Genomic DNA, 26087 nt, shown 5'->3' on the forward strand with positions numbered 1-26087 from the left:
GGAACTCATTCAAAGGCCGACCGTTTCCTTTCTTGGCTTGGAGCCAGGAGGGAAATTCCATTGAATCGTCGGCAACTGCTTCGCGCCTCGGTGGCGTTTTCGGCAGCCGCTGCGCTACCGCGCCTGGCCGCTGCGGGCGCGCCATCGGATTCGGCGTTCGGTCCATCATCAGTGCGCGAACTCGCTCGCGCTCTTGCCGCAAAGTCGTTCGAGCCGGCGGATGAAAAGCTCCCCGATGCGCTGAAGGATCTCAATTACGACCAGTATCGATCGATCCGCTTCCTGCCGGAGCATGCGCTATGGCGTAACGAGAAGCTGCCCTTCCAGGCGCAATTCTTTCACCGCGGGTTCTTTTACAAGAACAGGGTCGATCTGTTCGAAGTGAGCAACGGGCGCGCCGTCCCGATCCAGTACCGGCGCAGTGACTTCTCGTTCGGTGAGGGTCTGGGGCAATGGCCCGACGCCGATCTTGGCTTTGCCGGCTTTCGCATTCACGCACCGATCAACAGACCGGATTATTTTGACGAGGTCTGCGTCTTTCTTGGCGCCAGCTACTTCCGAGCCGTCGCGAAGGGAGAAACCTACGGCCTATCCGCCCGTGGACTTGCGATCGACACCGGCGAGGCCAGCGGCGAAGAATTCCCCGTGTTCAAGGCGTTCTGGTTGGAGAAGCCGGCGCCGAACGCGACCTCTATCGTGATTCACGCGCTGCTGGACAGCAAGAGCGCCGCCGCCGGATATCGCTTCACCATCCGCCCCGGCGAGAGCACGGTGTTCGACGTCGAGATGTCGCTCTATCCGCGCGTGGATCTTGCACATGGCGGTCTTGCGCCGATGACCAGCATGTTCTTCTTCGGACCAAATGACCGCAAGGACTTCGATGATTTCCGGCCCGCGGTGCACGATTCCGACGGGCTTGCGATCTTCAACGGCAAGGGCGAGCAACTCTGGCGTCCGCTCAACAACCCGCGCGACCTGCAGGTCAGCACCTTCAGCGACCTCAATCCGCGTGGCTTCGGGCTGATGCAGCGCGAGAAGAAGTATTTCGCCTATCAGGACCTCGAATCGCGGTTTGAGCGCCGGCCCAGCCTCTGGGTCGAGCCGATCGGCGATTGGGGCGAAGGCGCCGTCGTCCTGTTCGAGATCCCGACCAGGGAGGAGATCCACGACAACATCGCGGCGTTCTGGCGTCCCAAACAGCCGCTCACCGCCAAGAACGAGCATAACCTCACCTATCGCCTGCACTGGGGGCCGGACGCTCCGAAGTCCGACGCGCTGGCGCGCTTCACGCGGACCGGTATCGGCAACCGGGGCGACGACAGCAAGCTGTTCGTGCTGGAGTTGATGGGCGACAAGCTCAAGGGCATCGATCCGAAAAGCATCAAGGGCGTGGTGAGCGCGGAAAAATCCGAGATCACCAACATCGTCACTGAACCGAACCCCGAAACGGGTGGATGGCGCTTGAGCTTCCAATGCTCGATCAAGAACAAGGCGCCGATCGAATTGCGAGCGGTGCTGGTCCAGAACGATACCCCGATCTCCGAAGTGTGGACCTATCGATGGACGCCCTGAAGACATCGCCCGCCTTGCCCCGGAGCGCCGCCGCCGGCGCGTTTTTGCCCAGGGAGAGCGGACTTGCGATGGAGCCCTGCCGGCTCGATCAACCAATGGAGAGCAAGCGGTCGCCGGCGACGCTGCAGATTGCGCTGCTGTTTCGCAGGCTGTTCATTTTTCTCGGCACGGCGTTGCTGACGATCGCCGGCGGCTATGAGATGTACGGCGTCGTGAAAGTCGGCGGCGTGACCGTGCTCGAAGCGCTGCTCCTCGCGTTCTTCCTTCTGCTGCTGGCGTGGGTCGCTTTTTCGTTCATGTCGGCCGTTGCCGGGTTCGTCGTGCTGGCGACAGGACGTATGGGCGGGCTCGCGGTCGCGCACGATGATCCCCGTTCCGAATTGTCATCACGCACGGCCATGCTGTTGCCGACCTATAATGAGGATCCGCATGAGCTGATGGCGCGTCTGCGCGCGATGTACGAGTCCGTCGCCGGGACAGGTCAGGGCGCTCAGTTCGATTGGTTTCTGCTCAGCGACACGACTGATCCGGACATCTGGATCCGTGAAGAGATGGCCTTCATCGCGCTTCGTCGCGACTGCGGCGCGGACCGGCTGTACTATCGGCATCGGTCCGACAACACCGCCCGAAAATCCGGCAATATCGCAGACTGGGTCAGACGGTTCGGCGCCGCCTACGACCATATGATCGTTCTTGATGCGGACAGCCTGATGTCCGGCGAGACGATCGTGCGTCTGGTCCATGCCATGGAGACCCGTCCCTCCGCCGCGCTGATCCAGACCCAGCCGGTGATCGTCAACGCACGCAGCCTGTTCAGCCGCTTGCAGCAATTCGCCGGACGGGTCTACGGACCGATCATCGCCACCGGGAACGCTTGGTGGCACGGTCCGGAAAGCAACTATTGGGGGCATAACGCCATCATCCGCGTGCGCGCGTTCGCAGAGCATGCGGGACTGCCGGAGCTCCGTGGCCGCCGACCCTTTGGCGGACACATCCTGAGCCATGACTTCGTGGAAGCCGCCTTGATGCGGAGGGCCGGCTGGGCCATCTACATGGCGCCCGAGCTTGGAGGCAGCTTCGAAGAGGGGCCGCCGTCAATTCTCGACTTTGCCGCCAGGGACCGGCGATGGTGCCAGGGCAACCTGCAGCATCTCGCCGTGCTGCCTGCGCGCGGCCTGCACTGGGTGTCGCGCGTTCACCTGCTCACGGGCATCGGTTCTTACATTACAGCGCCGATGTGGCTGATCTTCCTGGTCCTGGGCTTGTTGATTTCACTACAGGCCAACTTCATCCGACCGGAATATTTTCCGAAAGGCTTTTCGCTGTTTCCGACCTGGCCGCAACAGGACCCCATCCTGGCCGCATGGGTGTTTGCCGCGACGATGGGATTGCTCATCGTGCCCAAATTCCTGGCCTATCTGGCATTGATCAGCCGGCGCGAGGAACGCAGCTCCTTTTCCCGTCCCTTTCGCGTGCTTGTCGGCATCTTGTCCGAGACGCTGCTGGCGGCACTCATTGCCCCATCGATGATGATCTTTCAGTCGGTGGCGGTGACGGAAATTCTTCTTGGCCGCGACGCCGGATGGCAGGTGCAGCGCCGAAGCGGCGGTGAGGTCGCGCAGCGCGAAATCTATCGCAAGCTCGCCGCGCCGACCTTGTGCGGCCTCTTGATGGGACTGAGCGCGTTCGCTGTGTCGCTTCCCCTGCTGTTGTGGATGTCCCCGGTGATCGCCGGCCTGGTGCTTGCGATTCCGCTGGGACTGGCGACGTCCCGACGGTCGGCGTCGGCCGGGCTGTTTGCGACACCCGAAGACCGTCAGCCGCCTCCGGTCGTGCTCCGCGCGAACGAGCTCGCCGCGCTCTCGCGTATCGAATTCACTGGCGCTCTGCAGCAGCTCCGCGAAGATTCCGAACTGCTGATATCCCATCTGGAGTCAGTTCCTCGCGAAAATCGTCGCAAGTTCGAGCGGATCGACGTGGCGCTCGCGACAGCACGCGCAAAGATCGAACAGTGTGACAGCTTTGACGAAGCCGTGAAATGGCTGGACAAGTCGGAAGTCCGCGCCGTGCTGAGCAATGCCGCGGTTCTGCAGCGTGTCGTGGAATTGCGCTGCACAGGCCCGTAATTGGCGACCTAGCTGACCTTGACCAGGCGCCACCTCGACGCGGTCGTAAACGAGGAGAGGCGGCCGGGTGCCGTCACCACGACCGCCTCATCCCACACAATTGCATCGTCAGCTCAGAAGCGAGCTCGTGCCTCAATCCTTGGCGCGCTCGCAGTAGGAGCCGTCCTCGGTCATCACGACGATGCGGGTGCCGACCGTGATGTGCGGCGGCACGCCGGTGCGGACGCCGTTCGACAGCACCGCGGGCTTGTAGGAGGAGGAGGCGGTCTGGCCCTTGGTGACGGGCTCGGTGTCGACGACCTCCAGCGTGACGCGCTGCGGCAGCGCGATCGACACCGGAGTGGTGTCGTGCATCGACAGCTTGACCGTCATGTTCTCCTGCAGATAAGCCGCCTGGGTGCCGACGATGTCCTTCGGAACCTGGACCTGGTCGTAGGTTTCCGGGTTCATGAAATGGTAGCCGTCCTGATCTTCATAGAGATAGGTGTAGTTGCGCTCCTCGATCGTGACCTTCTCGACCTGGTCGGTGGTCTTGTAGCGCTCCGAGACCTTCACGCCGTCGCTGATCCGACGCATTTCGATCTGGCTGACCGGCGTGCCCTTGCCAGGGTGGATGTTCTCGGCCGTCACGACGACATAGAGCTTGCCGTCTTGCTCAATGACGTTTCCCTTGCGAATAGAGCTGGCGATGACTTTCAAAGCTGTTCTTCCTGATATTGGGGCCGTGCCCCTGGGCAGGCCCAGGAGCTGCGGCGCGTCGGATTTTGGGGTATCGGATGCGGTTTCGGGCCGCAACATACTGATTTTGTCTGGCCTTTCCAGTCTTTTGCGACCCGATCGGGCGGACCGTTGATGACCGGCGCGACGTCAATCTCTCCATGGTGGTCGGCAGGCCGCCATGCCGACATCCGCCCGTTCCTGATGGCGCGGGCGGCGATCACGAAGGCCCTGCGGGCCTGGTTCACCGAGCAGGGTTTTGTCGAGGTCGAGACCGGCATCCTGCAGGTGTCCCCAGGCAACGAAACCCACCTGCATGCCCCAGCGACCGAGCTTGTCGGCCCCGATGGCACACGCCGTCGGAGGTATCTTAGAACCTCTCCGGAATTCGCCTGCAAGAAGCTGCTGGCCTCTGGGGAAGCGCAGATCTTCGAGCTGGCGCGGGTGTTCCGCGACCGGGAGCGCGGCGATCTGCACCTACCGGAATTCACCATGCTGGAATGGTACCGCGCCGACACGGCCTATGATGCCGTGATGGCCGATACCGTCGTCGTGATCGCGCTCGCGGCGCAGACGACCGGCATCCGGCAGTTCACGTTCCGCGGGCGCGGCGCCGATCCCTTTGCGGAGCCGGAACTGCTGCCGGTTGTTACAGCATTCGCGCGCTATGCGGGGATCGATCTGCTGGCGACGATCAAGAACGGCGTCGGCGATCGTGATGCGCTGGCCGAGGCCGCCGCGGCCAAGGTGCGCGTCGCCGCTGACGACACCTGGTCGGACCTGTTCAGCAAGGTGCTGGTCGAGCATGTCGAGCCGCGGCTCGGGCAGGGACGCCTGACCGTGCTCTATGAATATCCTGCGCCGGAGGCGGCGCTCGCCCGGGTCAGCGCCGCCGATCCGCGCGTCGCCGAGCGTTTCGAGGTCTATGCCTGCGGCGTCGAGCTTGCCAACGGCTTTGGCGAGCTGACTGATGCGGAGGAGCAGCGCCGCCGCTTCACCGAATCGATGGACGAAAAGGCGCGGCGCTATGGCGAGCGCTATCCGATCGACGAGGAGTTCATCGCCGCGGTCGGCGAGATGCCACAGGCGAGCGGAGTTGCACTTGGCTTCGACCGCCTGGTGATGCTGGCAAGCGGCGCGGCCCGGATCGATCAGGTGGTGTGGACGCCGCCCGCAGGTGAGACATGAACAGGCATACGCAACCCAGCACGCTGCGCAGCGTCACCGATCTCCTGGCGCAGGATCTTGTCGCGCGGGCGGACCAGGCCGTTCTTGACGAGGTCGCCGCGCGCTACGCGATCGCGATCACGCCGCATCTGGCGGGTCTGATCGATCCGGATGATCCGGGCGATCCGATCGCGCGCCAGTTCGTGCCGTCATCCAAGGAACTCGTCGCGAGCGCCGGCGAGCGGCCTGACCCGATCGGCGATGATGCCCATTCGCCGGTGCCCGGCATCGTGCATCGTTATCCCGACCGGGTGCTGCTCAAGCTCGTGCATGTCTGCGCGGTCTATTGCCGCTTCTGCTTCCGCCGCGAGATGGTCGGCCCCGGCAAGGAGAGCGCGCTCTCGGACGCCGCCTATCGCGATGCGCTGGACTACATCCGTGCGCATCCGGATGTTTGGGAGGTGATCCTCACCGGCGGCGATCCCTTGATGCTGTCGCCGCGCCGGCTCAAGGAGATCATGGCCGACCTCGCCGCGATCGACCACGTCAAAATCGTCCGGATTCACACCCGCCTGCCGGTTGCCGATCCCGCGCGCATTACGCCGCAGCTGGTCAACGCGCTCAGGATTCACGGTGTCACGACCTGGGTTGCACTGCACGCGAACCATCCGCGCGAGCTGACCCAGGAGGTGCGCGCGGCCTGCGCGCGACTCGTCGACGCAGGGATACCCATGGTGAGCCAGTCCGTGCTGCTGCGCGGTATCAATGACGATGCCGTGACGCTGGCCGCCTTGATGCGGGCCTTCGTTGAATGCCGGATCAAGCCGTATTACCTGCATCATGGCGACCTCGCGCCGGGGACGGCCCATCTGCGCACCACGCTTGCGCACGGCCAGGAACTCATGCGGAGCTTACGCGGCCGGGCGTCGGGGTTGTGCCAGCCGGACTATGTGCTCGACATCCCCGGTGGTCACGGCAAGGCGCCGGTCGGGCCGCAATTTCTTGCAACGCACGATTCAGGTGCGCCAGATCAAGAAGCGGCTGAGGAAACGCGCTATCGTGTGATTGACTATTGCGGCGACGTGCATCTCTATCCCCCTGATACGGGCGACTGATTTGCTGGCAAGACGGAGGAGCCACATGACGAAGGTTGCGATTGCGATGGGTCTCCTGCTGCTGGCGGCCGACGGCTTGGCTCTGGCGCAGGGCGGCCGCAACACCAACAATCCCGGCACGGATCGGCCGGTGATCGAGGCGCCGATCGGCCATCGTCAGCCGCGCGCCAGCGATGTGCCGAACGAGAAGAATCTCGGCAATCCAAACGATCAGGCCAACAAGGAGGACGCGGCGCTCGACAAGAAGATCAAGAGCATCTGCCGCGGCTGCTAAAGCCGAATCGCCTGTTCGGATGAGGATGCGGCGCGCACGGATGCGCGCCGCCGGTCCATCCCCGCTCAGGCCGAGCGTTCACGCACCACATCGCCGCGCTGTGCATCGCGCCGCGCGCTTACCGCATCGGCCAGCTGCTCCAGCACCGTGACGGTCGTGTCCCAATCGATGCAGCCGTCGGTAATGCTCTGGCCGTAGGTGAGCGGCACGCCGGGCTTCACGTCCTGCCGGCCGGCGACGATGTTGCTTTCGATCATCACGCCCATGATGCGCTGTTCGCCGCTCGCGACCTGCCGTGCGATGTCGGCCGCGACCTGCGGCTGGTTCTCCGGCTTCTTGCCGGAATTGGCATGGCTGGTGTCGATCATCAGCTTCGGCGACAGGGCGGACTTCACCAGTTCGCCTGCAGCCTGGTCGACATGGGCGGCATCGTAGTTCGGCACCTTCCCGCCACGCAGGATGATGTGGCAATCCTCGTTGCCGGTGGTCGACGCGATGCCTGAACGCCCGCCCTTGGTCACCGCCATGAAATGATGCGGATGCGCGGCCGACTTCACCGCATCCGCGGCAATGCGGATGTCGCCGTCGGTGCCATTCTTGAAGCCGACCGGACACGACAGGCCCGACGCGAGCTCGCGATGGATCTGGCTTTCGGTGGTGCGCGCGCCGATGGCGGCCCACGACACCAGATCGGCGATATATTGCGGCGTCGTCATGTCGAGGAATTCGGTCGCCGCCGGCAGGCCGAGATTGTTCACGGCCGAGAGCAGGTTGCGCGCCAGGCGCAGGCCCTTGTTGATGTCGAAGGAGTTGTCGAGATCGGGATCGTTGATCAGGCCCTTCCATCCCACAATGGTCCGCGGCTTCTCGAAATACACCCGCATCACGATCTCGAGCTGGCCTGCGAGGCGCTCGCGCAGCGCGGTCAAGCGCTCGGCATAATCGACCGCCGCGACCGGATCGTGGATCGAGCAGGGGCCGACGATGACCAGCAGCCGATCATCGGCACCGGAGAGGATGGAATGAATGGCGTTGCGCGCGGCCATCACCACGCGGGTTGCGGTCAGGGTGCGCGGAATCTCGCGCATGACCTCATCGGGCGGACTTAGCTCCTTGATTTCCTTGATGCGAAGATCGTCTGTGGTGCTCAGCATGGCGGGCTCCTTGGGGATTTGGAAGAACCTGCCGGCCACAAAAAAAGCCGCCAGGATCTGGCGGCTGTTCGGATGTCTTGCTGCAATTCTTCAGATTGAGCGCGATCCTCCCGCCGCCAGCGAGCTGCCGTAGGTAAAGTACCAAAAATAGCTGGTGGCGACGGTGATCATGGCCGGCTCTATAGCGTGCCGTTCTCGGCTTGTCATCCCCTAATCCCGGGGCTGCAGATTTGGCGGGCTAGCTGTTGCGGGCCGCCAACGCCATGCCGATCAGGGAGGCGCCGCCGAACAACAGGTTGATGCCGACCAGAAGACCGATCGCCCACGTCGCCGAGTCCGGCCAGCCGGCGATGATGAGGCCGGCGATGACGATGTCGACGAGGCCAGCCACCAAGAGCCACGACCAGCGCTCGGACAGCTCGCGCCGGTGCTCCAGCGCATACAGGATGGTGGCGACGCCCTCGGCGAGGAAATAGACGCCAACCACGATGGTGAGCGTTGCGGTGCCCTGGACGGGCTCGGCCAGCAGGATGATGCCCGCGCCGATCGCCAGCACCGCAGAAAGCAGCGACCACCAGAAGCCCGGCAGGCGGCGCGCCCAGAACGTCAGCGCGAGTCCCGCGATGCCGCTGATCAGGAACATCCAGCCGAGGAAGATCGTCACCGCGAGGCTTGCGAGCGGCGGCAGGATAAGCGCTGCGAGGCCCAGCACCGCAAGCAGGATGCCTTCGAACAGGAATGCCTTCCAATGTGCGCGCACGGCATCGCGCATGTTCGATTGCAGCTTCTCGACGTCCTCAGGAAGGGTCATGACAATACTCCGGGCACCATCGCCAGCATCATGCGGCGCACGACCGGATCACAGATTGACATCCGTCAACGCATCTCAGGCCGTGCTCCTGATACGATTGCGACCAAGAATATAGACTGCCGTCGTGACGATCAGGAGACCCGTGCCGAGCAGAATCGCCGTCAGCCCGAGCGGCACCACCACCATCGCGACGTTGCGGTCGGGATTGAGCAGCCAGTGGTGGATCGAGGTCAGCACGAAGGCGAGCCCGAAGAAGCCGGCGCCGCCTCCGACCAGCAGCAGCGCCCACATCCGCCGCAACTGGGAGAGCCGCGCTCGTGCCACCTCTGTCCGCGGCGTATGATGATGCGCCACCCGGCGGACCAGGCGGATGGCAAAGCCGATCGAGCTGAAACCGATCAGGACGCTGATGACGCCGAGCCAGATCCGCACGTTTGGGCCGAGATCGGCATTTCGCTGCAGCATCAGCAGCGGGAAATCGAAAGCCGAGTGCAAGACAACGGGACCGGCCAGTGCCAGGACCCAGCTCGAGGTTCGCGCCCAGTCCCGATGATGCCGGTGGGCGCCGAGCGCCGTGCCGGAACGGGCGATCGCAAGATATGCGCCGGCGATGATGCCGAGCGCGCCATGGAACGGCACAGTGAGAACGCTGCGCAGCGCGGCGAGCGAGCGCCACATGTCGGCGTGCTGCACGAGATAGGCGAGGTTCTCATAGGCGGCAAAGCCGAGCCCGACCGCCGCGCCATAGACCACCGTATCCATGGCATTGCCGAAATGACGCCGACGCGAGGAGATCGCGGCGATCACCATCACCTTCACGATTTCCTCGGGAAAAGCGACACCAAAGACGGAATGGATGAGCTGGGCGACCCAGGGATTTTCGGGCGCAACGTGGATGGTGTTGTGGAACGGGGCGCGGAGCACCCCCAGCAGCAGGATGCTGGCGCTGCCGAGCAGGAACGCGGTCCATACCCTCACCGGTGGCCCGGGATTATCGCCAGCGGCGACCACGAGCCACAACATGAGCAGGGCAGGCGCCACCGCCGCTGTTCCGATCACCGTAGGTAATGATTCGAGCAGGTTCATCTCAGCTGGCAATAGGCCATGTTGAAAAGGTCATCCGACGCCGATCACGCCGGCGCGACGATCTGCCGTCGCTTTAGCAATGTAGTGGATTTCGATCCGATGTCGTCTGCCAGATTGAGACGCAAAGGTTGCTCGAAACGCACGAAAAAGCGGCAGCCTGACCCGAGCCGCCCAGGAAACTGGCGCCGGGCCAAATCGCACCAGAGCCTCCGTTCCGATTTGAATCGGGACGGAGGCTCTCGCTTGTCTTGATCCGCTTTGGTTGACGCGAACCGGTATCCAATTCGCTTCGAAACGGTTCAGCAGTTGCGGCAGATCCGGGTGGTCCGCGACGTGACGCCGTCATTATTGCGGCTGGATCCGATGTTGCGGCGTGACGAATCGACCGAGGCCGGCTCGTCGGGACGCTGCGCTTCGGCGGTTGCGGGTTTCTCGACGCAGCTGAGGTGGGGCGTCGGGTCGGAGACCCGACGGCATTCCAGGCCCTCCGCAAATGCGGTCTGACTCACTACGCACGCTACAATCAGAACGGGTACAAGCTTCATGGCGCCCTCGTCTTCGGGTCATGACCCAATGATGCGGAAAATCGAACGCGGTCAGCGACAAGACTCTGGTGATCGCGAGATCGCGTCTGATCTCGCGTCGAAAGTGTGCATTTGTGGGGCAATTCCATTCGACCTTGACGATTCTTTGTCGATAGTAAACGAAGGTATGCAGCTTAAGATTGATAATTTACCGAATTGCTTCTTTTGCGTGTTCAAACTCATGCTGACGACATTTTGTCAATGAGTGAAGACAGTGTAGCTACGGAGCCGGAATTAGGAGAACGAACACGACCTGCCCCTAAGGTCGAGCAGGTGAGCAGGGGAGGTCCAGGCGTGAACGCGCTACAACGGGCGGAATCGCACACAAGATCGGTGCTCAAAGCCATTAGCTGGCGGACATTGGGCACTGTCGACACATTCTTGATCAGTTGGTTTCTGACCGGACGGCTGACACTCGCAGGCTCGATTGCGGGACTCGAATTCGCCACCAAGATTGCCTGTACCTGCACGAGCGGCTCTGGGCGATGATCCAGTGGGGCCGCGCCTCTTGCTGAGGCCGTCATCTTACGGATAGGGATCGCAACCACACCGAACCCAAGACTTTGCATTTAAGGTTTGTTGCAGCGCGACAGGCACCGCCGCGGTTGACGCTGCGCAATTGTGCCCGCCGCCGCGAGGTCTATAATTCAGATGGGGGCAGACAACTCTCTCGAGGGAGTTCGCCATGACCGCATCGTGCAGGGCCACCGGCCTCGTCGAGGGTCCGCGGACGAACGGCGTGGTCGCCAGCGACCATGTCCAGATTCCGATGTCGCAGCAGAGTGCGCTCGGCTCGCACGGGCACGACATGCATCCGCAGGAATTTGTCCGGCTGTCGGGATGCCAGGAGATCGGCGTGCGCGAACGGCTCGCCGCAGAACTTCCTCACTGACGGCCCGATCAAAAGCCATCAGCAGCAAGATGCGTCGTTAAAGAGGGGGGCGAACTGGCGGCCAGCCCCCGGAGCGGCCGCTTGCATCTCGCGCACACGCAAGTGACGGAGATCACAGATTTCCGCAATCAACCGGATAGTCTTGTTAACGTCTTGTTAACCAACGGGGCGCAGGCTTGGCGTATGGAAATGCGACGGAACCGGACCTACCGGGAGCCGGCAGTCGCGACAAAAGGTCGGCGGCGTAGCGCCCGCCGACCTTTTTGCTGAGGAAATCCGAGCCAGCGCTGCGAGAACTGCGACCGCTTGCCCCGTCGGCGAAAGGCCACTATACGTTCGCCGCGCAGGCCGGAATCATCGTCACGATCGACCGGCCGGCACGGTCAAATCCTCGTCCAGGACGTTGATTTGCCAGCGCTTTGCCATTGCGCAGGACGGCGGTGCCGCACGGACTTCCCGAAGTCCCGTGTCATCAGGCGTTTTGCTCCCTTCGTCTATCGGTCAGGACGCCACCCTTTCACGGTGGAGAGAGCGGTTCGATTCCGCTAGGGAGCGCCAGTGGCAGCCTCCGATCGTTGAAACCACTCAGCCTTTGCTGACTTTCCCAAACCGGCCGAAGGGTCTGGGGAATTTGGTTCGCGTGGAGGTCCTCGAGCTTGACGATCGCGCCGGTCTCCACCTGGCGATCGGTCTTGCGTCTGTCGTGCTCGGCCTCATTGACCTGAAGATCACGTGTCAGGCCGACGATGTCGTTCTCAAACGGTCGCGACGATCCTGACGTCGTTCGGAATCGATGAGTATGGTGTGAACTGTGAGGTGTCGCCGGCCAACGATACACCTCGGGCCACAGAAGCGGGGCGGCGGGGGTAAACCGCCACCCTCGTTACCCTCTGGGGAAGGCAGACGAGGGGATCACTCGGGCAGCCGAGTGATCACCGCTCCTTCGAGGACGCACGAGCATGCGGGGCTAGGGAAGCGCACGCTCTACCTCGAACGGTTTCATGGTACGGCGGGGCGCTAACAACGGCAAGGCGTGTTTATGTGTTTACACAACCTTGGTGAAAGAGGGGTGTTGCTATTGCCGTCCAGCGCGTTCGATCAGCCTAGCAGGCTCTGTCGGCAGGCCTTGTCAGTAGGTTTTGGGATCGCCGCTGTCGTTTGGATGCGCAAAGGCCTTTTCCATTACGGGTGTCATGGGAAAATTGAAGTTGATGCCGCTCGGCGGAATCGGCGACGTGAACCATTTGGCATACAGCGCGGTCATCTCAGGGCCGGTGTAGAGCTTGGTGGTCGCCCGGTCGACGACGGCCTTGAAGGCGGGATCATCTCGCCGCAGCATGATGCCGTAGGGCTCCGGAATGGAAAATGCGTCGGTCGAAATCGCATAGGCCGACGGGGTCTTTGCACCCGCCACGAGGCCAGCGAGGGATGTCATCCATGACATAGGCGTCGGCGCGACCGGTCTCCACCAACAGGAAGCCTTCCGCGTTGTCCTTCGACGTCATGATGGTCATGCCGAGCTGGCGCGAGCTGTTCGCCTCGAACAGTTGCTTGATGTTGGTCGTGCCTGCGGTCGAGGCGACGGTCTTGCCCTTGAGGTCGATAGTCTTGATCCCGGTCGACGTCTTGGCGACGAACCGATTGGCGGTGAGGAAATAGGTCGGCGAGAAAGCTACCAGCTTGTGGCGCTCGAGATTGTTGGTCGTCGAAACGCATTCGAGGTCGATGGTGCCGTTCGTCATCAGCGGAATACGGCTCGCCGATGACACCGGCATCAGCTTGACCTCGAGCTTTCTCGAACTTCAGCGTCGCCTTCACCTCATCGACGATCTTGGAGCAGATATCCAAGGCGAAGTTTCCTGATGGACCGGACAGCCTTTGTTCACCCTGCGGGATGGTGAACCGGTAGCCGGCTCCTTCGATGTGCCTAAATGCCGCCGCGGCGTGATTTCCGGGAGTGCCAGGCGCAAGCGTGTGGCTCTGCAATCGATGCAACGATCCGTTAGGCGGGCTGGGCTAGTGCAGGCCGTTCAGGAGACCGACGCAAGAATGGCTGCATCCAATCGGAAACGCGAAGCCCGAAAATCGCTGAAGCAACCGGCCTGGCTCACGCTGGACGGCGGCTTTGCTGTGCGGCATTGCCTCGTGCAGAACATCTCTAGCGCCGGCGCCCGGATTACCCTGGACGAGGCGGCAACGCTGCCTGCGACCGTTCGGCTGGCCTTTTCGCGTGATGCGCGCACCGGCCACTTGTGCCGCGTGGTGTGGCGGCGCGGCTCATCGGTCGGCGTGAAGTTTATCGGTTGAGAGCATGATCCGAATCCGCAGGGCGGCGACATGCTCGATCAAAGAGATGAGATGATGATGCGGTCCTTCTGATCGCAGCATGATCTCAGAGGTAGCAGCCTCGCGCCTGGCGCGGTAAGATGCTGACATGTTCAAGCTGATCGTGCCCGGTATGGCCCTCTGGCTGTGCGCCATCTCGACTGCAGGCGCCGGATCATCAGGCGATTTTTCGGTGTTGTCCAAGCCGCTGCCGCCGGTGAAATCTCCATCGCGTGTCGGCACGGGCGCCGCTAACCCCTGCGCGTCCTTTGGCCCGAACTTCAGGCGCATTGAGGGCACCGACACCTGCGTCAAAATCGGTGGCGCGGTGAGCGTCGAGGCGGGAAGCGGATTCGGCAGATGATGCGAGAGTGCGCGAACGCGCCTGCTCAGGACAAGGGCGGAGCGATGTAGCGGACGAAGCCCGGCCGGCCTTGGAGGCTCGCGAACCAGCGCGCCAGCTGCGGCAGGTCCGGCTTCACGACGCCCTCCACTCCGAACCATCGCCGCGCGTATGCGCCGAGCGCGATATCGGCGAGCGTGAACAGATCTCCTTCGACGAAATGACGCGTCGCGAGCTGGCGGTCGAGGATGCGCCAGACCTCGGCGGCCGCGTCGGTGGCCTTCTGCAGCGCGATCATGTCACGCTCTGCGGGCGGCGTGCGGATCAATCCCCAGAACACCGGCCGCTCGATCGGCTGCACAGTCGAAAGCGTCCAGTCCAGCCAGCGATCGACCGCCGCCCGCTGCCGCGGCTCGTGCGGATAGATCGACGAGTGTCGGCCATGCGCGAGACAGAGATAGCGCATGATCGAATTGGACTCCCACAGCACGAAATCGCCTTCGACCAGCGTCGGGATGCGGCCATTGGGATTCATCGCGAGATAATCGGCCTCAAGGTTGCGGCCGAACTGCATGCCGGCGTCGATGCGCTCGAATGCGAGGTCAAGCTCGGCGAGGCACCACAGCACCTTTTGCACATTCACCGAGTTGGGACGGCCCCAAATTGTCAGGCGCTGCTCGTTCGACACGTCGCTCTCCGCATTGAACAGGATCGCCGTACCGATAGCGCAAATCCCGGCTTTGCGCGCGGGCAGCATACGCGGGGCATGCATGCTGAAAGCCCCACCAGGGCGGGGCTTTCAGGCGCACTTTAGATTATCCGGGCTTGCACGTCCCGCGATCAGTGGCCGAAGAACAGCCATAGCAGGATGATCACCGGGATCGGCACGCCGAGCAGCCACAACAGAATTCCTCGGCCCATCGTCGCCTCCTCATTATCGTCCGCATTTGCCCATCGCAGAGATAACGTGGTCGCGCCGCCGGCGTTCCCACGGCCGGCTGTCTTGAAAAGACTACCAGTGGCCGGTGTTGGGCATCGATGCCCACGGCTCCTGTGGCGGCTTCGGCTCGCCCTTCTGCAATAGCTCGATCGAATGCAGGTCGGGCGAACGGATGAAGGCCATGTTGCCGTCGCGCGGCGGACGGTTGATGGTGATGCCGAGCTTCATCAGCCGTTCGCAGGTGGCGTAGATGTCGTCGACCTCATAGGCGAGATGGCCGAAAAAGCGATCCTCGCCATAGGTCTCCTCGTCCCAGTTGTAGGTGAGCTCAACCAGCGGCGCGCCGCGGCCCGGCGGCAGGCTCTTCAGCAGGGGTTCGTCGTCAGGCGCGCACAGGAAAACCAGTGTGAAGCGGCCCTTGTCGTTCTCGATGCGGCGGACCTCCTTGAGCCCGAACGCATCGGCATAGAATTTGAGCGCGCGGTCGAGATTGCGCACGCGCAGCATGGTGTGGAGGTAACGCATGTTTCCTGTCTCCTGGACTTCTGAAGGCAAAGGCGTGAAGCGTTTTTGCGCTCGCGGTCAATAGCAGCAAAAGCCGCCTCAGGCACTTGCTGTCGAGGAGGGGCCGCCGGGTCTCGCGGGGATTTGTTCATTTCCGAAACCACGGTGTTGCACCACGGCAGCGGCGCCGACCCACGCCGGCGAGATCAGGCGTCGTTCAGATTCAATTCAGAAATGCCTTGAAAACAAGCCGAATCTCTCGCGGCTCGCGGATTCGCTCCGCGCCAAGTGATTCGCGGACCGCATCCGGAGGTACGGAATCGCCTTAAAATACAGGGATTCCGTGGCCGCCTTCGTGCCCGCTCGGACCCGTGGTGATGCGCCGCAGCCAAAAAAGCCTTGAAATACAGGGGAAAATGAAACGTGCGGTGCAAATGACGCTCACGCCTCACTTGACTTCTGCCCGCACCATTGGAATTTTGGCGGCGCTCTGGGTGCTTCGGGGCCCTTAAAACGCAGGAGAATCCCGAAAAAACGCGGGGTACACGTCACCAGACGACTTCAAAGTCCGGCTGTGCAAGGCAGCCGTCACCCCGACCGATCCGTGCAGCAATGCGCAGAGAGCCGCGCGGTCGTCTAGTCCTTCATCGGTACCAATCTAAAGGAGATACGATGGCTACCCAAATGTCCAAGTCGCAGTTGATCGAGAAAATTGCGACCTCCACCGAGCTGTCCAAGCGTGACGTCAAGAACGTCATGGAGACGCTCACCGACGTCGGCCACAAGGAGCTGAAAAAGAACGGCACCTTCCTGGTGCCCGGCTTTGCCAAGTTCGTGGTGATCAAGAAGCCCGCCACCAAGGCGCGCAAGGGCACCAATCCCTTCACCGGCGAGGAGATGATGTTCAAGGCCAAGCCGGCCCGGAAGATCGTGCGCGCTCGTCCGGTCAAGGCTGCCAAGGACGCGGTGGCCTGAGCCGCTGCGCATCAAGCTGTACGCCTGGAGTTCGAAGGCCCCCTGCTCAGGGGGCCTTCTTTTTTGCGCGATCTGTTTTCACCAATGCTCCGGAGGGAAGCCCGAGCGAACATCGCGGGAAATGCAGCCTCGAAGCTGAGCTGGTTGCGGCGATATCACAGCAGGCACGCGCAGGCACGACTGCGTTGCACGAGGATTGCGGCGATACCGCCCATTGCGCGGGGCAGGACGCGGCCGAGCGGTGAGGCCCAGATATGTCGGCAGCGCCACAACGGCGGAGTATGTTCGCCGCGTGACGCTGCCCGAAAGACTGGGCCCTGAAATCCCCAGCACTTTTTGGTCTGCGGGGCGCGGCAAAAGGTTCAAGGGGAATGGCCCAGGCATCAGCGACCTCTGCTCCAGCCACGTGACCCGCAACTCGAAGGCAGGAGATCTTGATCTGAGGCCGGCGGCGGAGCGGGGGAGTTTTGCGCGGTAAGCGGTGTCAGTTGCCGAACGACTCTCTCTCTCGGGCAGCTGTGGACGGATTGTGGATATGCTGCGGATAAGCTGTGGGTCGACGTGACGTGGACGTCGGCGTGACTGAAGCGTGTCATCGCGCCGTTCGCGTGGCGACGGCGTCCCACCTGCTCACCTCATCGCGCTCCGCGAGTCATCGGTGCCGACTTCGTGCGAGGGATCGTCCACGTGAGGCCGCGGGTGCCATGTGGCCAGAATGACGAAACCGCCATAGCCGATCACGTTCAGGAGCAGTTCCAGCCACGATGCCATGCGCAACCTCGTTCGACAGAGAACGGCCGGCGCACGCAGCGAGTTCCTGCACCACCGGAACAAATGGGCATTGTTGCAACCAACGCACAGGCCACGCGTTGACGGGCAGCCCGTGTTTGATTGGAGGACATCAGATGAGAAAGACACTGGCAGTTCTGGCAACCGTGGGCGCGGTGGCCGCGACAGCGATTGCAGCCCCGGCACCGGCCGAAGCGCACCGCATCGGCCCGGGTCTGGCATTCGGCCTGGCAGCCGGTGCGTTGACTGCGGGCGCCATTGCCGCCTCGGGTCCATACTACTACGGCCCAGGCTACGCATACTACGGACCGCGCTACTATTATGAACCCGGCCCCTACGCCTATTATGGCGGGCCGTATCCCTACTACCGGCACCGCCATTATTATCACTACTGGTGATGATGAGGCCCGGGAGCTCTGCTTCCGGGCTTCTCGCTATAGGCGGGTGCACGAGGGACGCCTTCAACTGATCGATCCCTTCAGTTCATGGAATCCTCGGACGATGCCCGTCGCCAGATCGCCGCGGCGTATTCCTGACGCTCCCGCATGAAGCGGTCCTGCGTCGCCTTGAACTTGGCAATGCGCGCGGCGATATCTTCGCGTTCCTTGGCAAGACGTTCCTGCCGTTCATTCTTCCTCGTCATGCCATCTCCTGCTTAGAAGCGAATCACGGGCGCGATGTGCGATCTCGAATGAGGCGCGAATGCGGACGATCGCGGCATGGCGCCGATGCCAGCGGATTTGTCGCGGCTCAGCCTGCCGAATAGCCTGGTTTCCGCGAGGTCGTCATGCGTTGGAAGTTCCGGCGCGAGGCTCGCGAGCGGATCAACGCGCGGCGGAAGGCATGGCCGCGGTCGAGCAGGGGGTCAGAGAGCGACCCCGCCTACGATGGCCAGCATCGCAGCGCCCGACCGCAAGGCCGTGCTATGACTGGCGGGTCTTCGTTGGTCAGGTGGTGCCGATGATTGCTTCGGATCTTCGAACGGGCGTGGAACGGCTCGGTGACATGATCGCCGCCGCGAAGGTGATCGTACCCTTCACCGGCGCCGGGATCTCGACCGAAGCAGGCATTCCCGATTTCCGTTCGCCAGGCGGCCTGTGGACCCGCAACCGGCCCATCGGCTTTGATGAGTTCGTGGCGAGCCAGGACGCACGCGACGAGTCCTGGCGGCGCCGGTTCGCGATGGACGCGACCTTCGCGCAGGCGAGGCCAGCCCGAGGACACCGCGCGCTGGCGTCGCTCTACCGCGCCGGCAAGATCCCCGCGGTCATCACCCAGAACATCGACAATCTGCACCAAGCATCCGGTTTCGCCGCTGCTGACGTCATCGAACTGCACGGCAACACCACCTACGCCCGCTGTATCGGCTGCGGGCAGCGCTACGAGCTGTCCTGGGTCAAGGAGCGCTTCGAGCCAGACGGCGCGGCCCCGGATTGCACCATCTGCAATGAGCCGGTGAAGACGGCGACCATCTCCTTTGGTCAGGCGATGCCCGAAGCAGAGATGGAGCGCGCCGCCGCACTCGCGCAGCAGTGCGACCTGTTCATCGCGATCGGCTCATCGCTCGTGGTGTGGCCTGCGGCGGGATTTCCTTTGATGGCAAAGAAAGCAGGCGCCAAGCTCGTCATCATCAACCGGGAACAGACTGATCAGGACGACGTTGCCGATCTCGTGCTTCGCTACGACATCGGTGAAACTCTCGGACCGTTTGTCGGTAACTGAGTCCTGAGTGATTCGCAGACATGCAACCCTGTTTATAGTTTTCAGGTGTGGCCGATTTTTGTCTATGCGAAGCACAACGGAATGTTATCTTTTGATTCGAGAGATTCGCGTGATTCATCGTGAGTATTGTTGATGATAGCGCGTTTCTGCGGGCGCCGTTGCAGGGGTGGCGTCTCACACTTCATCTGTGAGGTCCGGGGTTATGGGGTCGGACGGATTTGAGTCCAAAAAGCTCGGGGTACCGGTGCCTGGTGGGTCTACACCAAACCGGCTCGGGGGCGAGTTTTCAGGCGGTGCGGCGCGCGATACCACGATCGATGCCCTGGCGGGACTCGGCGAGAACCTCGTCGAAATCAGCGGCGTGATCAAATGGTTCGATGCATCGAAGGGCTACGGCTTTATCGTTCCTGATAATGGTTGGCCGGACGTGCTTCTGCACGTTACGGTGCTTAGGCGCGACGGCTATCAAACCGCCTATGAAGGCGCGCGGATCGTCTGCGAGTGCGTGCAGCGACAAAAGGGCTATCAAGCCTTCCGCATCGTCTCGATGGATGAGTCGACCGCGATTCATCCGGCGCAGATGCTGCCGCCGCGAACGCATGTGACGGTCACGCCGACCAGCGGGCTGGAGCGCGCGCAGGTCAAATGGTTCAACCGGCTGCGCGGCTTCGGCTTCGTGACTTGCGGCGAGGGGACGCCTGACATCTTCGTGCACATGGAGACGTTGCGGCGCTTCGGCATGACCGAACTGCGGCCGGGGCAATACGTGCTCGTCCGCTACGGGCCCGGCTCCAAGGGCATGATGGCAGCCGAAATTCATCCCGAGACCGGCTCATCTGCGCTCTCATCGCACTGAACCGATCTGCCGATGCAACGAAGTTGTGACTTCGATCGGAGCCCTCCTTCAGTTGTGCGGGAGGGGGCGCAAAGCTACCGTCGCCACCGTGCCTGCTGCATCTTGCTGCAGGCGCTGTGAGCGTGTAGTGACGTCGGGCTCACGCTGGCGTGGCCTCCGCGGCCACCGAGCATCGGGGTATAGCGCAGCCTGGTAGCGCGGCAGTTTTGGGTACTGCAGGTCGTTGGTTCGAATCCAGCTGCCCCGACCAAATCACCAATCTTATCAAGGGCTTAATGGTGAGCCTGAGCGTTGCGTCACAGCTCTGGGAGTGAGCTGTCCCGGCCGCGCGTGGCTCGGCCGCCGGTACTGCTGAGTGACGCCGCTGTGCCCGTACGGATCAGGTCTGCGTCGGCAAAGCGTCCGGCGCCTCGTCGGTCGCGATCGGCCGACCGAGCGTGAACTGCCCGACCGGCCCTTCGACATGGAAGGGCAGGCCGGTGGTTTTCTCGAACAGGTCGATATCGCTGGTGCCGACGGCGCAGCCGCCGAGCCCCATGTCGGCGGCCATCAAGTAGAGCGTCTGCAGCAGCGCGCCGACATCCTTCAGCGTCAACGCATATGCGATGGAGCTATACTTCCAGGCCAGCCGCGCAAAGCGCGACGTCACCGTGAGCAGGATCTGCGGCCGTCCGTCTGCGCCCATCGCAAACTGCGCGAAGTCGAGCATGGCACTGAGCTGCTCGGGCTTCGCCGGAATCCGAGTCAGCGTGTGCGCACCGGCATCGTAGTGATAGAGACCACTCGCCAAGCCGGCGCAATTGGCGACCGTCACATAGAGCTCGAGCTCATAGGCGCTGCCGCCGGTGGGGTAGGGCCGGCGGGTGTAGTCCAGCATCGGACCATCGCTGCCATCTTCGAGATCGAGCGGGCTTTCCCAGCGCGACAGCACCCGGGCGGCGCCGTCGAGAAACAACGACAGCTCGGCGAGCGTGACCGGATTCTGATTGTCGTAGTCGCGCACCGACACGCGATCTCGAAACAGCCTTGCAGCCGGCGAGACCGTCTCGGACGGCGCGGGCAGTGCAGCCTTGAGATCGATGCGCTCGCCGGGCCAGCTCGGTCGGATGGCCGGTGGTGGCGCGATCGAGTCGAGATGAGGATAGGCGCCGCCGACCAGATTGGCTTGCCGCCCCTCCGCGCTGCGCGCGTGAAACAAGAGATCGTGGAAGTCCCACATCACGAGGGTCTCGTCGCCCTCGCGCGAGCGGCGGCCGTCATCGCCCGGCCCATCGACCTTGAACAGGATCGCGCAGTCGACGAGCAGGCCAAGCAGCTCAGTGCCGGGAAAGCCGGCGAGCTTGCGCAAAGTTCCGACCGTCTGCGGCGTCGCCAGCATCGTCAGCATGGTCGCGATGGCCGGATCGATGATCCGGATCAGCGCGCCGGCACGCGGCGATTCCAGCACCATCTCGCTGCTGCGCCGGCGAAGGTAGGCGAAGCGTGACAGCACAAGCGTGTCGGTGTTCGCGAGCTTGGCGACATGAGGCCAATAGTCCGCCATCTGCGGCTCGATGATCGCGACCTCCGCGCGAGCGGCCATGCGCGTCAGCGGATATTCGAGGAGTCCTTTCCGGGCCAGTAGGCGCACCACGCGGGCGACCTCCTGGTCTGCGGCGGCCCTTCCGCCAAGCGCAGCGAGCCTGATTCCGTCTTTCAGCGCCAGCACCCGCTTTTTGGCGCCCTCGCTCGGCTGACCCAGGTCAAACCGATAGAAATCGACGACCGCGCCCAGATGGCCGTTGCTCCAGTTCTCCAACGTGACCCGCGGACTGGCGCGGACCGACAGCACCGGCGTCGCGAGCCGTTGCTGCGCCGCCGCCGGTGGCGCGGGCGCCCTTGCTTTCACCGCTGTCCTGTTGCTGGCTCTTCGATTGGCCTTGGCCGTCCGTTTGGGCGCGGCCCTTGGCCTGGCTTTTGTCACCCGTCCACGCTTGGCCATGGCTGTCTCCGCAATCAGCTGTGCGGCGGGAACGGCGTCAGCTCGGTCTCAGGAATCGGCTGATCGCGCAGGCCGAGCTTGACCGGGACGTCGTAGAGCCGGCCGGGCCCGAAGCGCCGGTAGAAGTGGCGCAAGCCCGGCACGATGACGCGCACCACCGGCACGCCGACATCGGGCCGGGTCTGATCAAGGACCAGGAAATCATGGCCGGCGCGGCGGGCGATCTCGACGCAGGCGTCGACCTGCTCGCGGGTGGTCGCGCGCGGGATTGGCAAGCCAAGCTCCGGGGTTGGAATCGGATTCTTCGCCGGCAGCAGGAACGGATAGTTCTCGATTCGGAGCGGCGTCTCGCCGTCCAGGCTCGGCTTCTCCCCGCTGCCGCCATTCATCATGCCGATCGCCAGGAACTGGCTGAGCTCGGTCAGGGTGCGCAGAAGAGCGATCCGCGGATCGAAATGCGCGCCGGAGCCGAACTCGATATGCTCCTGGCCGTTTTTCGTCCAGTGCATGATCGCGACATAGGTCGGCACGCCGAGATCGCTGGTGACATCGAGCACCCAGACCTTGCGGCCGAAATCCGCGAACTGGCTCTGCAGGTCGCGGACGTAGGAATCGTCGATGCGGCTGAGATCGACCTCGCCCCGCTGCGAGCGGTTGTACCACCAGATCGCGTAGGCATCGCGCTCGACCAGCTCGAGGAAGCCCTGCACGATCGCCTCCTGCAGCGTGTTGCCGGCCGCGCAGCCGTTGGAATCGGCGTGGAAGGCGCGTGGGCCGCTGTAAAAGAAATAGAGCAGGCTGGTCGGGACGTATTTGAAGCGCTGGTCGCGCAGTGACCACACCGGCGACCATTCGATCCTGGCGTCCGGATCGAACGGCTCAGGGGCCGGCTGCGCGTCGTCATGGTGCGTGTGATCATTGCGGGCAGCGTATTGCGCCTCGCTGAATGTCAGGATGTCGTTCGGCCGGATCGCCTCGCCCTCGGCGAAATCGGTGAAGCGCTTGCTGCTTCGGATCTCGTCGCCCTGATAGATGCCCGAATAACGCTCGATCGCTTCCATCAGCGCGCTGGCCTCGGCCTGCTCGGCGGTGGAGCCCTTGCCGAAGCTGCCGCCGGACAGGCCGTGTCGCAACTGATCGACGCTCTGCGCCGGCGCGGAGAAATTATGCTGGGCGAAGAAGTTGGTGTTCATCGGCAGATCGGCCTCGATCCGCTCCAGCCGCTTCACGACGCCGGTGAGCGGGCTGACATGCCGCCGAAAGCGCGCCACGGTGGCGCGCGACGTCACCGTGCGATAGCCGCCCGAGGTGATCAGCAGCTTGGCGCCGGCATCGAGCTTGATCGGCTCGGCCTTGCGCCGCGGATTGAGTAGCCTCTTGTCGCCGCAGGTCGGGCATTGTGGCCGCTGCGCGACGTAATGCTTGGTAAGCACAGAGCCCGTCAGGTCGACGCTCATGATGTGGTCGCGGATCTCGGTGCGGAAGCCGGTCGCGATCGCCTTCGTGATCTCGACGGCTGCGAACTGGATTCCGCTCTGACCGATCGTGTTGCGTGCAAGTGGCGAGACAGCAACCGGCTTGGCACCGCTGCGATCGAGAAAGCCCTTGATCTCGCGGTTGCGGATCATGCGGTCGAACAGGCAGGTCCAGCAGGCGGTATGGCCGGGGGTGAACAGCGGGCCGACCAGCGGAAACACGCCTGAGGGCTGCACCAGCAGCCACGGCGTGTTGTCGGCGACACGGCTGCGATTCAGCTCGGCCAATTGCCGTTCGAGATAGTCGTTGACCAGCGTGACGGTGAGATCGGGAGAACGGCTGACGACCCGCACGCCGAGCTTGCCGAGTGCAGCGCTCAACTCCGCGGCGCCCTTCACGTCGATCGCCTCGACCCGCACTTTGTACGTCGCGAGATTGCGCTCGGCTTTACCTGCAGGCAGGCCGATGCTGGCCCAATAGCCGGCAAGCGTGTCATCGGCCGCTTTGCCGCCGTTCACGAGATAGCGGCGCTCGACCATACGATTGAGCGCCTCCTCGACTTTGGCGGGCGGGAAGCGCTTGCCGAGCTGGATCACCAGGTCGCTCGCGGTCTTGCCACCTTTGCCGATCGCCGCGGCCAGCGCGCAATAGAGCTCGCCGTGCAGGAAGAACTTGCGATCCTCCGAATAGATACAGACCACGTCGGGCGGCATCACATAGGCGGTGAAATTGGGCGCGAATTGCAGCGTGCTCTTGCCGGCGGCGGTCCGGGATGCGGAGCCGGATTTGGTCTTGCGCACGCTCATCGCGAAAACGCCTCGAACGCGACAGGGCGGCGCTGCGACGGGCGGGCGGTCGCTCCCGCGATGGAAAGGTTCTGGGCTCTGGTCGACATGTGCTGGAAATTCCGCAGGGGCCGGGAAGGAGCGACCGACATCGATCGGACGACCGGCTTGGCGGCCAATTGGGCCGATTGTGGGAAGACGACATGAAATAGCCGGGCAGACCAAGTCATGCCCGGCTAGATATCCTAGTGTCGATCAAAATCGTTGATCAAAGGACCTGACGCTGTGCCAGATCAGCACAGACGGCAGCCGCCCCAGGACAGACAGCAACCGCCGCATCCGCCGCATCCACCGCAACCACAGCCGCGGCAACCACGACAGCCTCGGCAACCACGGCATCCGCCGCAGCCGCGCCACGCGGTCTGCACCCGCTCGCCGCCTGCATTCTCCTTGTCGAAGAGATGGAAGGTCGCGAGGCTGCTGTCGGCGAGCTCTTCCTCACCCAACGTGATTGGGTGCGTTGCGGAAAGATCCAGCGTCTTCGGCGCGTCGGCCGCAGTCGGGGCGGGGGCTGCCGACGCGGCGCCGACTAGCGAGAGGCTCAGACCAGCAGCGCCCAACGCGGGCACGGCGACCTTGGCTGCTCGCTTCCGTTTCGAAGCTGGCTTCGTTTTTGACATCGTGACATCCTCCATACCTTCGAAAGGTTTGTGTCGATCCGCCCCGCTTTCATAGTACGCTGCACCTATAAATCACGCAAGGCGCGAGAAGTTTCTTGCGTAACGTAACCTCGCGATTCTATTCATCTTTATGAATATCTCGACAGCGCGTTGCGCGTAGCTCGCTTCAGCAAAACGCCACAATCACCGTGCTCTGCGACAGCATCGACGCGCAGCATGCAGCGCCTTATTAGTGGTCCAGAAGCGGATTGGGTTCAGTGGACATGAGGACATGACCAGCGAGCACGGACACTTCGTCTGGTACGAACTCCTGACCACCGATATCGCCGCAGCGGAAGCGTTCTATCGAGAGGTCCTGGGATGGGACGCGCAGGATGCGTCGACGGCGAAGTTCGCCTATCGCGTGCTGACATCAGGCGGCACACCGGTGAGTGGGCTGATGGCGCTTCCACCGGAGGGAATTTCGCGTGGTGCAGCACCGCGCTGGGCTGGCTATGTCGCCGTCGACGATCTCGATGCCAGTGTGAGCCGTCTCGAGGCGCTGGGCGGCAGGGTTTATGTGCCGCCGACCGACAGCAATATCGGCCGCATCGCCATCGTTGCCGATCCTCAGACAGCCTCGCTGGCGTTCGTGCAGGGACTGAACATCCCGCCGCCGCCAAAGGATGGAAACAAGATCGGGCGAGTCGGCTGGCATGAACTATTGGCTGCCGAGCGGCGCCAGGCGTTCGCGTTCTACGAAGAATTGCTGGGGTGGCGGATGGCTGGCAGCGATGCCAGCCTCGCCGATGGCTATCAGTTGTTCTCAGCCGGAGAGGACACGCTGGGCGGTATGTTCACCAAGCTGCCGCGTGCGCCGTTCCCGTTCTGGCTCTATTATTTCAACGTGGCCGATCTCACTGTCGCCTTGCAGAGCGTGACGGCGCTCGGCGGCAAGGTGGTTCAGGGTCCGATCGACTTGCCCAATGGCATCTGGATCGCCCGCTGTATCGATCCGCAGGGGGCGATGTTTGCGCTGCAAGGTGAGCGGCCCGATGCCACCTCCGCCGACCTGCCGTCATTTGAGATCGGCTGGGCGGCCGAATGGGGCGGCTTTGCCTCCCGCGGTCGCCTGGTCGAAAAGCGGACGCGGGCGTCCAGGCCGGCTCCGGCCGCGGTGCCGCCGTCCTCGAAGAAGCCAAAGACGCGCTGACGCGTCGCGCCGGCGCGGAGA

The 26087-nt window shown here is 63.2% G+C and carries 25 protein-coding genes, 2 tRNA genes and 1 pseudogene; 16 read left to right on the plus strand and 12 right to left on the minus strand.

The features are described from left to right. The first annotated feature begins 60 nt into the window (after positions 1-60). On the plus strand, positions 61-1572 hold the full coding sequence (locus tag P6U24_RS17865) for a glucan biosynthesis protein G (RefSeq protein WP_407160502.1): 1512 nt from the start codon (positions 61-63) through the stop codon (positions 1570-1572). Beyond that, entirely contained in the window at positions 1560-3698 is a 2139-nt protein-coding gene (gene mdoH, locus P6U24_RS17870; protein WP_407153855.1) for a glucans biosynthesis glucosyltransferase MdoH, read from the plus strand. The genes P6U24_RS17865 and mdoH overlap by 13 nt, the downstream gene beginning before the upstream one ends. A 132-nt stretch (positions 3699-3830) precedes the next feature. Here the strand turns inward: mdoH and efp are convergent, their stop codons facing one another. Further along, positions 3831-4397, minus strand: coding sequence for an elongation factor P (gene efp, locus P6U24_RS17875; protein ID WP_407153856.1), 567 nt, complete (start codon positions 4395-4397; stop codon positions 3831-3833). 153 nt (positions 4398-4550) lie between these two features. Between efp and epmA the strand changes: the two genes are divergently transcribed. From epmA to P6U24_RS17890, 3 genes are read left to right on the plus strand one after another with little or no spacing between them, the layout of a single operon-like run. Further along, entirely contained in the window at positions 4551-5603 is a 1053-nt protein-coding gene (gene epmA / locus P6U24_RS17880; protein ID WP_407153857.1) for an EF-P lysine aminoacylase EpmA, read from the plus strand. Next, complete coding sequence (locus tag P6U24_RS17885; RefSeq protein ID WP_407153858.1) at positions 5600-6697, plus strand: lysine-2,3-aminomutase-like protein; 1098 nt, start codon at positions 5600-5602, stop codon at positions 6695-6697. The genes epmA and P6U24_RS17885 overlap by 4 nt, the downstream gene beginning before the upstream one ends. Before the next feature lie 25 nt (positions 6698-6722). Next, entirely contained in the window at positions 6723-6971 is a 249-nt protein-coding gene (locus tag P6U24_RS17890) for a hypothetical protein (RefSeq protein WP_407153859.1), read from the plus strand. Between the two features lie 65 nt (positions 6972-7036). Here P6U24_RS17890 and P6U24_RS17895 read toward each other — a convergent pair whose 3' ends face one another. From P6U24_RS17895 to P6U24_RS17910, 4 genes are all read right to left on the minus strand, one after another. Next, positions 7037-8125, minus strand: coding sequence for a 3-deoxy-7-phosphoheptulonate synthase (locus P6U24_RS17895; protein WP_407153860.1), 1089 nt, complete (start codon positions 8123-8125; stop codon positions 7037-7039). Between the two features lie 238 nt (positions 8126-8363). Continuing rightward, positions 8364-8936 carry an HdeD family acid-resistance protein gene (locus P6U24_RS17900; protein WP_407153861.1) on the minus strand — a complete coding sequence of 191 codons (573 nt, stop codon included), beginning with the start codon at positions 8934-8936 and terminating at the stop codon, positions 8364-8366. Between the two features lie 75 nt (positions 8937-9011). Further along, on the minus strand, positions 9012-10022 hold the full coding sequence (locus P6U24_RS17905; protein ID WP_407153862.1) for a PrsW family intramembrane metalloprotease: 1011 nt from the start codon (positions 10020-10022) through the stop codon (positions 9012-9014). Positions 10023-10321: 299 nt separating this feature from the next. After that, the gene (locus tag P6U24_RS17910) at positions 10322-10567 is read right to left on the minus strand and encodes a hypothetical protein (RefSeq protein ID WP_407153863.1); all 246 of its coding nucleotides are present in this window, start codon (positions 10565-10567) and stop codon (positions 10322-10324) included. A 240-nt stretch (positions 10568-10807) separates the two neighbouring features. On the opposite strand from P6U24_RS17910, the gene P6U24_RS17915 reads away from it, so the two are divergent. From P6U24_RS17915 to P6U24_RS17925, 3 genes are all read left to right on the plus strand, one after another. Continuing rightward, positions 10808-11095, plus strand: a complete 288-nt coding sequence (locus tag P6U24_RS17915; protein ID WP_407153864.1) for a DUF2061 domain-containing protein — start codon at positions 10808-10810, stop codon at positions 11093-11095. Positions 11096-11291: 196 nt separating this feature from the next. Next, positions 11292-11498, plus strand: coding sequence for a hypothetical protein (locus P6U24_RS17920; RefSeq protein ID WP_407153865.1), 207 nt, complete (start codon positions 11292-11294; stop codon positions 11496-11498). Between the two features lie 483 nt (positions 11499-11981). Then, positions 11982-12056: transfer RNA gene (locus P6U24_RS17925), tRNA-Glu, on the plus strand. Between the two features lie 571 nt (positions 12057-12627). Here the strand turns inward: P6U24_RS17925 and P6U24_RS17930 are convergent. Next, a pseudogene (locus P6U24_RS17930) lies at positions 12628-13352 on the minus strand (amino acid ABC transporter substrate-binding protein); the annotation flags it as partial. Positions 13353-13547: 195 nt separating this feature from the next. Between P6U24_RS17930 and P6U24_RS17935 the strand changes: the two are divergent. Together P6U24_RS17935 and P6U24_RS17940 are read left to right on the plus strand one after the other, a co-directional pair. Then, positions 13548-13805, plus strand: a complete 258-nt coding sequence (locus tag P6U24_RS17935) for a PilZ domain-containing protein (RefSeq protein WP_407153866.1) — start codon at positions 13548-13550, stop codon at positions 13803-13805. Between the two features lie 127 nt (positions 13806-13932). Then, positions 13933-14187, plus strand: coding sequence for a hypothetical protein (locus P6U24_RS17940; protein WP_407153867.1), 255 nt, complete (start codon positions 13933-13935; stop codon positions 14185-14187). A gap of 25 nt (positions 14188-14212) precedes the next feature. Here P6U24_RS17940 and P6U24_RS17945 read toward each other — a convergent pair whose 3' ends face one another. Further along, positions 14213-14854: a glutathione S-transferase family protein gene (locus tag P6U24_RS17945; RefSeq protein ID WP_407160503.1), complete on the minus strand. Its 642-nt coding sequence runs from the start codon at positions 14852-14854 to the stop codon at positions 14213-14215. Between the two features lie 324 nt (positions 14855-15178). After that, a complete protein-coding gene (locus P6U24_RS17950) occupies positions 15179-15631 on the minus strand; it encodes a VOC family protein (protein ID WP_407153868.1) in 453 nt (150 codons plus the stop codon). Positions 15632-16282: 651 nt separating this feature from the next. On the opposite strand from P6U24_RS17950, the gene P6U24_RS17955 reads away from it, so the two are divergent. Next, a complete protein-coding gene (locus tag P6U24_RS17955; RefSeq protein ID WP_407153869.1) occupies positions 16283-16585 on the plus strand; it encodes an HU family DNA-binding protein in 303 nt (100 codons plus the stop codon). 630 nt (positions 16586-17215) lie between these two features. Here P6U24_RS17955 and P6U24_RS17960 read toward each other — a convergent pair. Then, on the minus strand, positions 17216-17356 hold the full coding sequence (locus P6U24_RS17960; RefSeq protein WP_407153870.1) for a hypothetical protein: 141 nt from the start codon (positions 17354-17356) through the stop codon (positions 17216-17218). Between the two features lie 134 nt (positions 17357-17490). Between P6U24_RS17960 and P6U24_RS17965 the strand changes: the two genes are divergently transcribed. After that, positions 17491-17772 carry a hypothetical protein gene (locus P6U24_RS17965; RefSeq protein ID WP_407153871.1) on the plus strand — a complete coding sequence of 94 codons (282 nt, stop codon included), beginning with the start codon at positions 17491-17493 and terminating at the stop codon, positions 17770-17772. An 80-nt stretch (positions 17773-17852) separates the two neighbouring features. On the opposite strand, the gene P6U24_RS17970 is transcribed toward P6U24_RS17965, so the two are convergent. Further along, positions 17853-18017: a hypothetical protein gene (locus P6U24_RS17970; RefSeq protein WP_407153872.1), complete on the minus strand. Its 165-nt coding sequence runs from the start codon at positions 18015-18017 to the stop codon at positions 17853-17855. Between the two features lie 317 nt (positions 18018-18334). Between P6U24_RS17970 and P6U24_RS17975 the strand changes: the two genes are divergently transcribed. From P6U24_RS17975 to P6U24_RS17985, 3 genes are all read left to right on the plus strand, one after another. Next, positions 18335-19096, plus strand: coding sequence for an SIR2 family NAD-dependent protein deacylase (locus tag P6U24_RS17975; RefSeq protein WP_407160504.1), 762 nt, complete (start codon positions 18335-18337; stop codon positions 19094-19096). A 202-nt stretch (positions 19097-19298) separates the two neighbouring features. Then, on the plus strand, positions 19299-19952 hold the full coding sequence (locus P6U24_RS17980; protein ID WP_407153873.1) for a cold-shock protein: 654 nt from the start codon (positions 19299-19301) through the stop codon (positions 19950-19952). Between the two features lie 173 nt (positions 19953-20125). Then, positions 20126-20202, plus strand: a tRNA-Pro gene (locus P6U24_RS17985). Between the two features lie 129 nt (positions 20203-20331). On the opposite strand, the gene P6U24_RS17990 is transcribed toward P6U24_RS17985, so the two are convergent. Next, positions 20332-21933 (minus strand): SagB family peptide dehydrogenase, encoded by a 1602-nt coding sequence (locus P6U24_RS17990; protein WP_407153874.1) that lies wholly within the window; start codon positions 21931-21933, stop codon positions 20332-20334. 14 nt (positions 21934-21947) lie between these two features. Beyond that, positions 21948-24215 carry a TOMM precursor leader peptide-binding protein gene (locus tag P6U24_RS17995; protein ID WP_407153875.1) on the minus strand — a complete coding sequence of 756 codons (2268 nt, stop codon included), beginning with the start codon at positions 24213-24215 and terminating at the stop codon, positions 21948-21950. A 930-nt stretch (positions 24216-25145) separates the two neighbouring features. Here P6U24_RS17995 and P6U24_RS18000 point away from each other — a divergent pair. Continuing rightward, positions 25146-26066, plus strand: a complete 921-nt coding sequence (locus tag P6U24_RS18000; protein WP_407153876.1) for a VOC family protein — start codon at positions 25146-25148, stop codon at positions 26064-26066. The last annotated feature ends 21 nt before the right edge of the window (positions 26067-26087 follow it).

Source organism: Bradyrhizobium sp. STM 3557 (assembly GCF_045571465.1).
In the GTDB taxonomy this organism is placed as follows: Bacteria; Pseudomonadota; Alphaproteobacteria; order Rhizobiales; family Xanthobacteraceae; genus Bradyrhizobium.